The 12,980-nt window shown below is 34.0% G+C and carries 8 protein-coding genes; all 8 read left to right on the forward strand.

The genetic code is table 11. The annotated features are described in order from the left end of the window. Positions 1-104: 104 nt before the first annotated feature. The 8 genes from NE848_RS05800 (at position 105) to mads7 (ending at position 12,976) form a co-directional block, all read left to right on the forward strand. On the forward strand, positions 105-593 hold the full coding sequence (locus NE848_RS05800) for a hypothetical protein (protein ID WP_252111370.1): 489 nt from the start codon (positions 105-107) through the stop codon (positions 591-593). A 1-nt stretch (position 594) separates the two neighbouring features. Then, the gene (locus NE848_RS05805) at positions 595-1,539 is read left to right on the forward strand and encodes a hypothetical protein (protein ID WP_252111372.1); all 945 of its coding nucleotides are present in this window, start codon (positions 595-597) and stop codon (positions 1,537-1,539) included. 126 nt (positions 1,540-1,665) lie between these two features. Next, on the forward strand, positions 1,666-2,658 hold the full coding sequence (locus NE848_RS05810; RefSeq protein ID WP_252111374.1) for a type IV toxin-antitoxin system AbiEi family antitoxin: 993 nt from the start codon (positions 1,666-1,668) through the stop codon (positions 2,656-2,658). Then, a complete protein-coding gene (locus NE848_RS05815) occupies positions 2,636-3,475 on the forward strand; it encodes a nucleotidyl transferase AbiEii/AbiGii toxin family protein (RefSeq protein WP_252111376.1) in 840 nt (279 codons plus the stop codon). Before NE848_RS05810 ends, NE848_RS05815 begins: the two co-directional genes overlap by 23 nt. A 21-nt stretch (positions 3,476-3,496) precedes the next feature. Then, on the forward strand, positions 3,497-5,542 hold the full coding sequence (mads2, locus tag NE848_RS05820) for a methylation-associated defense system DNA methyltransferase MAD2 (RefSeq protein ID WP_252111378.1): 2,046 nt from the start codon (positions 3,497-3,499) through the stop codon (positions 5,540-5,542). After that, positions 5,542-6,960 (forward strand): methylation-associated defense system restriction endonuclease subunit S MAD5, encoded by a 1,419-nt coding sequence (gene mads5, locus NE848_RS05825; protein WP_252111380.1) that lies wholly within the window; start codon positions 5,542-5,544, stop codon positions 6,958-6,960. Before mads2 ends, mads5 begins: the two co-directional genes overlap by 1 nt. After that, positions 6,945-11,408 (forward strand): methylation-associated defense system protein kinase MAD6, encoded by a 4,464-nt coding sequence (gene mads6 / locus NE848_RS05830; protein WP_252111382.1) that lies wholly within the window; start codon positions 6,945-6,947, stop codon positions 11,406-11,408. The genes mads5 and mads6 overlap by 16 nt, the downstream gene beginning before the upstream one ends. A 2-nt stretch (positions 11,409-11,410) precedes the next feature. Then, a complete protein-coding gene (gene mads7 / locus NE848_RS05835; protein WP_252111384.1) occupies positions 11,411-12,976 on the forward strand; it encodes a methylation-associated defense system protein MAD7 in 1,566 nt (521 codons plus the stop codon). The last annotated feature ends 4 nt before the right edge of the window (positions 12,977-12,980 follow it).

Genomic DNA, 12,980 nt, shown 5'->3' on the forward strand with positions numbered 1-12,980 from the left:
TGGGCAAAGTCTCAGAACAAATCAATCAGTTTACCGAAACCTATTCTACTATTGTTTTAGGAATGCATAATGACATAAATCGATATCGCAAAGAGGTAAAAGAATTGCAAGAAAATAATTCGTACGACAAAGAAGCGGTAATGGGAGTTCTTACAACCGCGAAAAAGTTAGAAGAGGGTAATCATAAGATCTTGGGTAAGATAGATGATCGAAAGTCCGAGATTGAAAGATTTTACCGTGAAATTGCAGGATCTTCCAGGAGGATCAAGGCGAATTCTGAAGAAATAGATTCAATTAAAAATAAGATTGAAAATGACAAGCACAGAATCTATAAATTAGAAGAAGATGGCAAAAGGCTTAATGCTGGTTTAATTGAGCAAAAGGAAAAGAATTTAAAATTGGGGGAAGAAATAACCAAGCTTCAAAAAGATTTAAATGGCGTAAATGAAATTATAAGAGAATTAAGAAAAGAAGATCTGAATTTGAAAGAGACAATAGAAATTCAAGCCAATCAAATTTATACTCATAAGCTTTTAATTATTGGAGGTGGGGTATTGATTGCTTTTATTCTTTTATTAACCATCCTTCTGTAAAATGAATCCCAGAATTACATTTTTAAAATCTAGCTATGAATCTTTCCGAGGTCGTGATGTTAATGATTTGTATAAGCATTATGTTCAGAAAAGAGAAAAGGCTTTGTTAGATTCAATAGCCGCTGCTACAGCTATCAACGGGATTTTCTTTTCAGATTATATTGATTATGATAAAATAACTCCAGAAATAGCTGAGGCTTTCCAAACTAGTTTTCCTAATCTGGAATTAAGCGATCTCAGTAAAATGTCTGAGGATCAACTTGCGGGAATTATTAGTAACTGGAAAGGAAAGTTATTCGAGTTTAATGTACGCGATAACTTAAATGTAGGTGAGATGGTTGGCGATATACAATTAGAGGAAGGGCAATATGCGGTTGTTGCTGATTCACTTACGCAGCCAGGATGGGATCTTCAAATTCTGAATGCAGATGGTACTGTTGCTCGAGAACTACAGGCGAAGGCGACTGATTCTCTTAGCTATATAAATGAAGCCTTTGAGAAATATCCTGATATTGATATTATTTCCACTAGTGAAGTGGCAGGCTTAAATGATAATCTTTTAAACAGCGATATTTCCAATGAGGATATTACTAATTCGCTAGTCGATCCTATGAAATCTCTTTTTGATTCTCCTGTTGAGAATTTTCTAGAAGATATTTTTCCAATGTTACCTGTTCTTATTATTACTACCACCGAGGGACGAAAATGCATTATGGGTAAGCAAACTGCTATGGAGGGACTGCAAAGTGGTATTAAAAGAGGTACGCGATCTGCTGCTTCTATGGGGCTAGGTGCTTTACTTGCTTGGATGGATTTTGGGGTGTTTTCTATTGGGGGAACCTTTGCTTTGAATTATTTCTGGAGCCGACACGAAGATAGCAATGAAGCACTAAAGATATTAGAAAAAAAGGAGAGAGAATTAAGGTTATTAGCTGCTAAATATTAATTCTTAATCTAACGGATATTTAATTTATGTTAGAATATTTTGAATTTTCTTTTGACAAAAGCATGGTGTTCATTATATTTGAGTGTTCATTGTCACTGAACACGCTAAAAAAATGAACATTAAATCATGTATCGAAATAATGATTTTATATACGAAGCTGTAACAAATCTGGAAGATTTAACTGGTATTGAAGTAGAAATCGAGACTTCAAGAGCTAAGTATGACGCGCTTTTACGAATCAAAAACACACAATTTATTGTGGAGGCTAAATCGGCAATGAGGACGTCTAATCTTGGCTTGATGTTAAACCGAATAGAGGAATTGAGCGAGATCAGTGATAAGCCAATAATCTTTATTGGAGAGTATATTTCAAAAGACGCAACTAGGCTGTTAAAGGAAAGGAATTTTAATTATATCGACACTGCAGGGAATGCCTTTATTAATGAGGGAGATTTGACAATTTATATAGAAGGCAAAACAAGAAAGACAAAAGATAAAAATAACCAATCCAGAGCCTTTCAAGAAGCTGGATTAAAAATAATATTTTATCTGCTTAGTGAACCTGAAAATCTTCAACACTCATACAGGAAAATCGCTCAAAATGTGGAAGTTTCTTTGGGATCTGTCAGCAATGTAATGGCGGAATTAGAAGAGCTGAACTATTTGATGAAATCAAAAAATAAAAGAGTTCTTAAAAATAAAGAGGATCTTTTAGAGCGCTGGCTGATAGAATACAATGAAGTACTTAAGCCTCGAATTACAAGGACTAAAATGAAAATTATAGATCCAGATTGGGCTAAAAATTGGAAAAAATTATCGGGTCTTGGAAATGCGATAACTTGGGGAGGTGAGCCTGCCGGAGCATTGATTACTGGAAACTTGAAGCCTGAGGAGTTTATTATATATAGTAATCTAGAAATACCTGAATTAGCAAAAAAAATGAGACTGGTGCCAGATAAAGACGGGAGAGTTGAAGTACGTCAAAAATTCTGGAGGAATGATGACTTACATATAGCCCCACCTTTATTAGTATATACCGATCTTATGAATAGCGGATTAGGGAGGAATGTTGAAATAGCTAACCAAATTTTTGAGAATGAGTTACAGCATATCCAGTAAAAAATTCAATCATCCGTTATTAAAACCGATTCTGGAGGAATTAACCGAATATTTTAAAGAATCGGAGATTTCTTTTTTCGTGATAGGTGCAACCGCTAGAGATATCATAATGGAACTCCACAATGAGAAATCCGGGCGTTTAACCCACGATTTGGATATTGCTATCACGATCAATGATTGGAGTCAATATCAAAAAGTAGAAGACGAAATCACCAAACTTCCTAATTTCACAAAGGACCCAAATCAAAAACAGCGATTTAAATATCTTGAAAAATTTGATCTTGATATTGTGCCGTTTGGTAATATCATGAAAGAAAATGATAAGATCTTCTGGCCTCCTGATGAAGAATTTGCGATGTCAGTCTTGGGCTTTTCGGCTGTAAATGAAGCTGCGATGAAAGTTAAAATTGACGAAAGTCTTGAAATTTATATTGCATCATTAGCAGGAATTGGGTTACTTAAAATAGTAGCTTGGAAAGATAGAAGCCAAAAGACAAATAAGGATGCAGATGATTTAGCATTCATCCTCCAAAACTATCTGGAAATTCATCGTGAGGAATCTTTAGAAAATTACGAAGAAATTTATACTGAAGATCACACCATCTTTAAAGGTGGGGCAACTTTATTGGGAATACATTTCAATAATATATTAGAAGACCATCCTCAGGCTAAAAATAGCATCAAAGAGATTTTGTCAGTTGAGGTTGAAAAACAAGTAGAAAGTGTTCTCATAAATCAGATAATCGAAACAAATAAAACCTTGGGCTATGATGAGGTTTTAGAAAGTTTAGAAAATATAATTACACAATTAACCTAAATAAAATATCAGTCAAAATATATGGCAACAGCAATTAAGGAGAAAAAGGACAGTACAGTTTTAGAAGATAACCAATTACTCTGCGTACTGACCAACCAGCCTAAAAAAATAAGTGCAAAAGAAAACAATCTTCAATCGGTTATTTTAATGCTTAATGAGGAGTATGGTTTCGATCTAGAAGATATGGAGCGTGATTTTACCATAATTTATACCGATCCAGAAACCGATAAACAAAAAAAGCAAAAGTTAGAATTAGTCGTATTTGAGAAGGGAAAGGATCATTTACAAGAAAATATCATCCGTATGGTCGTAGTGCAGGATGATAAAGTAAAAGTTACTGACAAGAAAAAAGGACTTACAGCAACCCTTGAAAACGCCATGGGTGCCGCGGATAATTGTGAATTTGGTCTATGGGCAAATGGTTCAAGCTATCATTTTCTTCAAAAGGAAGAAGATGCAATTGGGTTAGATTTTGAGTTTACAGATCTATCAGACTTTCCAGGAGAGGGAGAATCTTTAGAAGATCTAGACCGTAACGATCGCTCTTATAGTAGAAAACCAGCTAATGATTCCTTAATTAAAGTGTTTAAACGTTCTCATGATTATATCTATGGGAATGAGGGGAGAAAGAAAGATGCTTTCTGGCAGTTGCTAAATCTAATTTTCTGTAAACTCTATGATGAAAAACGGCGTTTTTCGGCCAATGATGATGGCTCTACTTACCGTCGTAAATTTTGGGTAGGTGTTAAAGAGCAGAATACAGAAGAAGGACGAGAAGCTGTAGCGAAACGAATTAAAGGCTTATTCAATAATCTCAAAAAAGATGAGGTATTTTCAGAAGTGTTTTCTGGAAACGAATCTATCGATTTAACAAACAAAGGTTTGGCCTTTATAGCTGGTGAACTGGCAAAATATTCCTTTTTGGATGCATCTGTAGATGTTAAAGGAATGGCTTATGAAACCATTGTAAGCAATACTTTAAAGCAGGAAGCAGGTCAATTTTTCACTCCACGGAACATTATTAAAGCAATGGTAGAAATGCTGGATCCAAAGGAAAATCATAGAGTGTTGGATCCTGCTTGCGGCTCAGGAGGTTTCCTGGTGATGGTATTAGATCACGTCCGTAAACAAATGACCCAAGCCATGTATCCTGATCTATCTGGACCTTTATTAGAAGCGAAATTTAATAGTCCAGAGATCAATGAAATGGTAAAGCAGTATGCTGAAAATAACATATTTGGTTTTGATTTCGATCCAGATTTAAAAAAGGCTGCTAGAATGAATATGGTAATGGCTGGAGATGGTCATGCTAATATTTTTCATGTTAATTCTTTAGCCTATCCTAACTGGGAGCATCCTGCTGAAATAGAAAAAATCGAACAGAGTATTGAAAGAAGTTTATTAGCTATGGATGAGGATAGCAATACTTATGGTTTTGATGCTCGCGAAAAGTTTGATATGGTCTTCACAAACCCTCCATTTGGGGCAAAAGTTAAAGTAGATGAAAGTATCATATATAAAGAAGATGGTTCGTTAAGGTACGAGCTTGGAGCCCACAGTAATGCACCAGAAATCCTATTTATAGAAGCCTGCTATAATTTCTTAAAACCTTGCGGAAAAATGGCCATTGTATTACCAGATGGTATATTAGGCAATCCAAATACTTTACCCGTTAGAGAATGGATACTTGACAAATTTAAAGTTTTAGCTTCGGTAGATCTAGCAGTAGAAGCATTTTTACCACAAGTTGGTGTACAAGCCTCACTATTATTTTTGGAAAAGAAAACTGAATTAGAACGCCAACTTGCTCAGGATAGAGAGGAAAATTATGAGGTGTTTATGGCAATTGCAGAAAAGCTTGGAAAGGATAGAAGAGGTAATCCCATCTATTTAAGGGATGATGATGGAGCGGAAATAATATTTAAAGTAGAAAAGGAATATTTAGTACAAAAAAGGGATGGAAGTGAATCGCAGGTAAAAACGAGGCAGGAAAAAATTAAAAAACTTGATGACGATTTACCAATAATTTCAGAAGCTTATAATAATTTTTTAAATAAAATATTATAATGAAAACCATAGAAGTTAAAAGTGATTGGCTTTCGGAATCCGGTTTACGTTTAGATGCCTCTTTTCATTTAAGTGATGGGCCTTTAACTAAACTCAAATTAAGGCAATCCCCATATAAAGTTTCCAAGCTGTCATTGGAAACCAAAGATATTTTTAAAGGGAATATTTTTAAAAGGGTATATGTTACAAGTGAAGAATATGGTCTTCCGTATTTAACCGCTTCTGACATGATGAAAACTGATATTGCAAGTGGCAAATTCATTTCAAGAAAGTATACAGATAAGGCTAATTTAATGCTTGAGAAGAATTGGATACTAGTATCAAGGTCGGGAACTATAGGAAATACAATATATACAAATGAAGAGTTTGAAAATGTAATTGGTACGGATGATTTAATTCGTATAATACCTAATAACAAAAGTATTAAAAGCGGGTTTTTATATGCTTACCTGTCATCAAATTATGGATATGGATTATTAACTCAGTCAGGATATGGTGGAGTAGTTAAGCACATTGAGCCACATCATTTAAATGAATTACCCATTCCCATTCTTCCCAATTCCTTACAAACAAAAATCCATGATCTAATTGTTGAAGCAGCTGATTTACGTTCTAATGCTAATAAATTACTAAGGGAGGCTAAGGAGGAGTTTTATTCGAATTGTCAGATCAGTAAGGAGGAAGTAAATAGTCTTAATTTTCCATTGGAAAGGGATATTAGTCTTTCTCACCAAGTGAACATTAAAGATATTTCGAAGCATACATTTCGAGGTAGAAATTATAGTATTAGAAAGAAAAAAATAATTTCACTTCTATCAAGAATTAAACACGATACCCTCCGAGATGTGATTGAAAAACCTTTAGAAAGAGGTGGTCGTTTTAAAAGAGTAAAAGTTTCCGAAAAATCCATTAATGCTGTTAATTTATTGAACCAAGGGGATATTTTTGATTTGAATCCAAAAGGTAAATTAATATCTAAAAAGGCAATAAAGAATTGGGCAGATGAGAAAACTAAAAAGAATTTAATTCTTATACCGGCTTTAGGGACTTTAGGTGAGAATGAAATATTTAGTCGAGTTCAATTTTGTTACGGATATTTAGAAAACCAAACTGTTGCAGAAGGTCTAATGAGAATCGTTCCAGACGAAAAATTAATTGACCCCGGTTATCTTTTTACAGTCCTTTCATCAGATCTATGGTTTAGAATGTTAAGAAATAGTGTGCATGGTACAAATTTATTGGGTTATATATATCCTATGTTACACGGTTATCCAATTCCAAGGATTGGAAAACATGAAGAGGAAATAATTGGTGCAAAAGTCCGACAAGCCTATACGAATTTTACCAGAGCTTTAAGTTTAGAATCTAAGTCTATTAATATGATGGAAAACGAAATAGAATCATGGCAAAAATCATAAAACCACCCTATTTTGAGAAGGTTGTTAACGCAGGAGAGCAGCGGTTAATGGATTTTCTGGAAGTAAATCTGCCAGAAAACTATACGCTTATTCCAAATATTGAATTAGCAGCTACCAATCCACGCAACCATCAGACTCAATATTGGGAATACGATCTAATTGTGGTTACACCACATGCTGTTTATAACATAGAAAACAAAGATTGGAAAGGTCGTATTGAAGGTGATGATAATTATTGGTATGTGAATGACCGCCAAAGGCCAAATCCTTTAAAAACAGGACGTATTAAAACCGCTATTTTAGCTTCTAAATTAAAAGAGGAAGATGGTGAGTTGGGGAAAGCCTGGATTCAGAATATGGTGACTTTATCCTATCCTAATAGCATAAAGCCATCAATATGGAAAGAAGCTGGAAAGGTAAGCTTTCAATTAGATAAGCGATTGATCAATTACATTACCGATCCTGAGAGCGCGGGTAAATGGGAAAATGCCATAGCGGATATACAGGATCAAATTATTGATTTCCTAGTAGGTAAGTTCAGCGAAAAGAAAAATGAAGATAAAAAAGAGCTCTATGGTCATGAGATTCTAGAAATTGTTGATCAAGAAAATTATTTCACAGAATACCTGGCCAAACCGAAAGGGGTTACTTCATCTATACGAAAACGAATTAAGGAATATACGCTTCAGGTAAATGGGTTTTCACCAGAAGAGCTCAAGCAACGTGAGTTAAAAATTAAGAATGGATTTAAGGCTTTAGAGCATATTAAAAGTAATCCATTTATAACCAATGTTCAATATGAATTAGATGAAGAAAATCATCTGTTTTATGAAATAACAGATTTTCTGGAGGAAGATTCGCTTCGGAATATTGCGAAAAGTCGGGAATTTACTTTTTCAGAGAAAATAGATATTCTAAAGAATATTATGGCTGCACTGAAAGCAGCTCATGAGCAAAATGTTTTCCACCGCGATATTAATCCTGATAATATCTATTATCGTGGAGGCTATGCAATGTTAGGTAATTTTGGAAAAGCCTATTTCACTTATCACAATGAAGAAGGCTATACCGTTCAAGCTACCATAAACGAACAGAATGCCACACCCTATCATGCTTTGGAGTTGACCGTAGGCGAGGCTAGTAGAGCCTCAGATTTATATTCCTTTGGTGTCTTGGCGTATTGGCTTTTTGTGGGAGAAGAGCCTATTAACTCACCTTATGAATTGAATAATTTAAAAGGGCGTTTACCTGAAGCCAAATGGCCTTCGAAAGTAAAACCATCCTTACCCACCTGGATTGATGAATTATGTAATAAAACTATTTTAATAGATGAATTTCAGCGGATCGACAATGTAGAGGAACTGGAAGAATTTATCAGAAAAGTTACTAAGCAAGAAGATACGGAAACCAGAGATCAAACTTCCGATTCGGATTCGGAGGATGTTTCCGAAAAAGATTTAGAAGAAATAAGCGAAGGTGATCGTATTGGGGATTATACAATTTATAACGAATTAGGTAAAGGGGGATATTCAAAGGTATTCAGAGTCAAGCATTCAATTCAGGGTACTGAATATGCTATGAAACTGTTTAACAAGAGTGTAAATGATTCTTCTGTTAAAGATGAATATAAGGCCTTAGTAAAGCTTAATCATCCGAATATCGTTAAGTTTATTTGGAATGGAACTACACCATCAGGACAATTTTATACCCTAACGGAACTGTTAGATGGTGAAAATTTAGGTACCTATGTCCGTACGGATGCTCGATTACCCATTCATAGAATCTATAAATTAGCAACGGATGTTTTGTCTGCATTGGTAGTAATGCAATCGCAAAATCCACCAATGTACCATAGGGACATCAAACCTCAGAATATTATTTGGGATGACCAAGAGCGATTTGTATTAATCGATTTTAATGTAGCTTCCTTTGCTGAAGATAATACCGACTTTGTTGGGACTAATCCTTATCTAGCTCCAGATCTAATTACAGATAGTAATAATGTAAACTGGGATAGGTCAGCCGATGTATTTTCCTTAGGTATTACTCTTTATGAATTGGTATGTAAAAAGTATCCCTGGGCACCTCATAAAATGCCTGTTAGGCCTAAAAAACCTAATGATCCTAAGAAACTTAATGATGCTATTTCATCAGACTTTGCAGCCTTTCTTCTTAAAGCCATAAGTACTGAGAAAGAAGAAAGATTTAGTTCAGCTCAGGAAATGTTAGATGCTTTAGAAGAAATAGGTTTAGACAATTTACTCGCTGAAAAACAAGAGGCAAGTACTGAATTGCCGAATACAGAGCGTTTATACCATACCGAAATTACCATATATCAACCAGGCTGCAATATTAAACTAGCTGACAATATGCAGCGCTTTGTGACCTTGAATGATACCATAGATGAAGCATTAGGTAAGTTTAAAGACAATCTCAAAAAGTATAAAAATTCAATAAAATTAAATGAAAAGATAAAAGTTAACATCAAGGTAGATAGCGAATCTATAGTAAGTGAAATATTTTGGAACGGAGATGCGAAATCTTTTACGGAGGGGAACATAGATCGGGTGTATAATAGCCTTGTTGAAACTGTTGAGAGAAATAAAGAGAAAATAAAACGCTTTAAAGTAGATGTTGAGGGTTTAAATATTGTAGAATATATTAATTCCTTATACAGTCAATCTAAACAAGGTAACTTTGGTACTCGTGCTAGTCAAACTATGAACGAGTTCGATAAGCTCACCTATTCTCCCTCCCTATTAGATCAAAAGCTAATACCAGATATTTTAGACGACAGGTATAAATTATTAATTATTACTGGTAATGCTGGAGACGGAAAAACGGCTTTTATAAAGGAAATTGAGCAAAATCATGGTGTAAAAAACTTAGAAAATTTCAAGCATAATAATGGGGCTCGTTTTGAGATTAAGGGGACTCCATATGAAAGCAATTATGATGGATCTCAGGATCAAGAAGAAAATGCAAATAATGAGGTTCTTGATAAATTTTTTGAGCCATTTGAAAATATTAAAGATTTCAATCGGGCCAAGGAGGGTAGAATCATAGCAATTAATGAAGGGCGTTTAGTTGATTTTTTAATGACATCTTCCAAACATAAAGACCTGTACAATTTAATAGATCAATATTTCTATAACGAGGGCCATTATAAACTACCAGAAGGGGTAATGATCATTAATCTTAACCTACGTTCAGTGGTAGCTGATAGTGAGCATGGAGGAAGCCTTTTTAGAAAGCAGGTTAAAAAATTGACTAATAAAGCTTTATGGTCAAAATGTGAAGGATGTTCTTTAGCTAATCAATGTTTCATTAAGTATAATGTAGATAGTTTTAATGATCCAGCGTCTGGAGATGAGGTTATTAGTAGGATGGAATGGCTGCTAAGAACAGTAAGTCTAAAAAGAGAATTGCATATTACTATGCGTGATTTGCGCTCTTTTATTGCGTTTACTTTGACCCGAGACTATGAATGCCCAGATATTGATAAATTATTTAATGAAGCTGCTGGTGCTCCAGAGAAGTATTGGCAATACTATTATTTTAATATCACCAGCCCAAATATAGATGATTCAGCTAATCAAGATCGTTTGATAAAGTTGTTAAGAGAAACCGATATTGGTGAAGTACCTATACCGGATATTGATAGAAATCTATTTTTCGATAAGCATAGATTTAAAGAGTTTATAGAATTTTCTGAAAGAGAAATCAACCTTATTGAGCAATTTAATAAGGTGAAAAGCGATGAACTTCATTTACCGGTCCACGAAAAAACTCCTGAAATATTAGAGCGAATTAGAAAAATTCAGAAGACCTATATAAGGCATCACTATTATGAGGCAAAATCTAGCTTGATAAAGAACAATGATTCAAAAGAAAAAGGTATGCCTTCATTTATGTTAAGGTTACCTTATCAGTCAGTTTTCAAATTTGTCCAATTATTACATGATGAAAGTAGCAGTCAAGAAACGATAAAGAGTATATCTAGGGCAATTGCGTTAAATGAGGGGTGTGATAACGTTAATATCGATCAAAAAAGCCTTGTGCTAGCGGCCACTGAGGTAAATGATCGTTATAGTAGTTCATATAGATTATTCAGTTTATCGGATTTTGAGCTGAAAGTAAATAATACCGAGCATCTGGTTAAGTACCTCGAATATGAACCGGATAGTTTTATGTTTAGGCATAAAGGGCAACATCATATTAAACTGACCATTTCGCTTGACTTATACGAAATGCTTTATTTCATCCAGCAAGGTTTTAGTCCTTCCTTAAATGATATTAGAGGAAAGTTTGTAGAGTTAATTATTTTCAAGAATCTTCTAAAGAACTTGAATTATAATGAGGTTGTGGTTACCAATGGTGATTCAGATTATTATAAAATTAAAAAGGATTACCAGAATAAAATATTGATCGAACCTATAAATTTTTAAGTATGGCGATTAAAATGAATAAAGATGAGAGTGTCTTTCGAAATGAGCTTATTTATACAGTAGACGCTAAATCTATTAATATAGACTATACCTTAATAAATTTATTTATGTTGCTAAGGTATAATGGTCAAAAACCAAGGCAATTAGCTAGAGGAAGAGGTAAATCAATTGTCGAAATCAGCCATCTTAAGAATGCCATTCAGGTTCTAGAAAGTGAAAATATAGTTTCTGGCTATTCAGAGAATAGTGAGGCTGTAGAACCTTGGATTCGAAATAACTTTTTAAATATGGCATTTCGAGGTAAAGTTGATAAGGAAAAATTAGCATCCTTAAGACCTATACATTTAGAAAGTTATAGGATTAGAAATGCAAATGTAGCAAGAGATTATTATTCAGCTGATCAGGTTTATTTAATGCTGAGTGCAAATCATAAGGTTAAGAATGATCTTAAAATGTTCTTGATGAAAGGCTGGGACCCTGCAACCGATAAACTAAACAATTTAAGTGATCTGGATATAGATAGTTTAGGAATGTTAAATATTATTCCTAAGGTTTCACCTCGCTTCGTATTAGATACATCAACCTCCTTAAATAGAATAGAACCTTTATTAAAACAACAAGCTGAATTATTTTGCGATGATATTAGAAGATTATTAGCTTATCAGGATGAGATTCCTAGAAGTGTTCTGGTGGATTATTTAAAAACCATAATTTCCTTCCATATGTCTTTATATACACAGAAACTGGTACATTTTCTCCCCCTTATGGTGGAAAATGGAACTTCTAATGTGGAGGATAACTGGAATATTATTATAGACGCTACTGATGACTTTGAAAGCAAGGTGTCTAATTTTGCAATAGAAGATGCTGATAGACTATACAATTCAATTTACAATTATATAGTAGCCACCTTTAAAATTAATATGACCCTTGAGTATCTTGGATTAGATAAAGATAACTCAACTAATTTGCACAGAGCGCTAGATGAATTGAAGAAATCAACAGCGGAGAAAGAAAGCTATTTCAAGGCAAAATATAACATCTTATATAAGGATTTGGATGAGGATGATAGGCTTTTGGTTGATGATATTGTGAAGTATGAAGAAACCTATTTCGATAAATATTTAGCAATAATATTGAATAGTAAGGCTAAAAGGCAATTCGTAGAATATAAAAGGTTATTGGCCAATCTAAGTCAGAACAATTCAGATAGGGGCTTTATGGCTCAGGGTAGAAGTAAGAAACATCCCAGACGATTTGTAATAGGAACTAGATTATTAGAGACATTAGTTCAAATTTTGGTATTGAAAGGAGAAGATGATCATTTCATAACAAGGAGTTTATCCATTGAAGAGCTTATGAAAATTATTAGAAAAAGGTATGGCCTAATAATTAATGGAATTGCAGAGGAAAGATTCCTGAATGCAAATGTGAATACACATTTAGCGTTTAAGGAGAATGTAGAGTCATTTAAGCAAAAATTACGGCAGATAGGTTTTTATGATGATTTAAGTGATGCCTACATTCTTCAAAAAGTAAGACCTCGATACCAACTAAAACAGCAATAATACT

The sequence above is a fragment of the Gramella jeungdoensis genome (assembly GCF_023805255.1).
Lineage (GTDB): Bacteria > Bacteroidota > Bacteroidia > Flavobacteriales > Flavobacteriaceae > Christiangramia > Christiangramia jeungdoensis.

Coding starts and splice junctions, on each gene's coding strand:
- NE848_RS05805 (WP_252111372.1), top strand. CDS start 595: ATGAATCCCAGAATTACATTTTTAAAATCTAGCTATGAATCTTTCCGA.
- NE848_RS05810 (WP_252111374.1), top strand. CDS start 1,666: ATGTATCGAAATAATGATTTTATATACGAAGCTGTAACAAATCTGGAA.
- NE848_RS05815 (WP_252111376.1), top strand. CDS start 2,636: ATGAGTTACAGCATATCCAGTAAAAAATTCAATCATCCGTTATTAAAA.
- mads2 (WP_252111378.1), top strand. CDS start 3,497: ATGGCAACAGCAATTAAGGAGAAAAAGGACAGTACAGTTTTAGAAGAT.
- mads5 (WP_252111380.1), top strand. CDS start 5,542: ATGAAAACCATAGAAGTTAAAAGTGATTGGCTTTCGGAATCCGGTTTA.
- mads6 (WP_252111382.1), top strand. CDS start 6,945: ATGGCAAAAATCATAAAACCACCCTATTTTGAGAAGGTTGTTAACGCA.
- mads7 (WP_252111384.1), top strand. CDS start 11,411: ATGGCGATTAAAATGAATAAAGATGAGAGTGTCTTTCGAAATGAGCTT.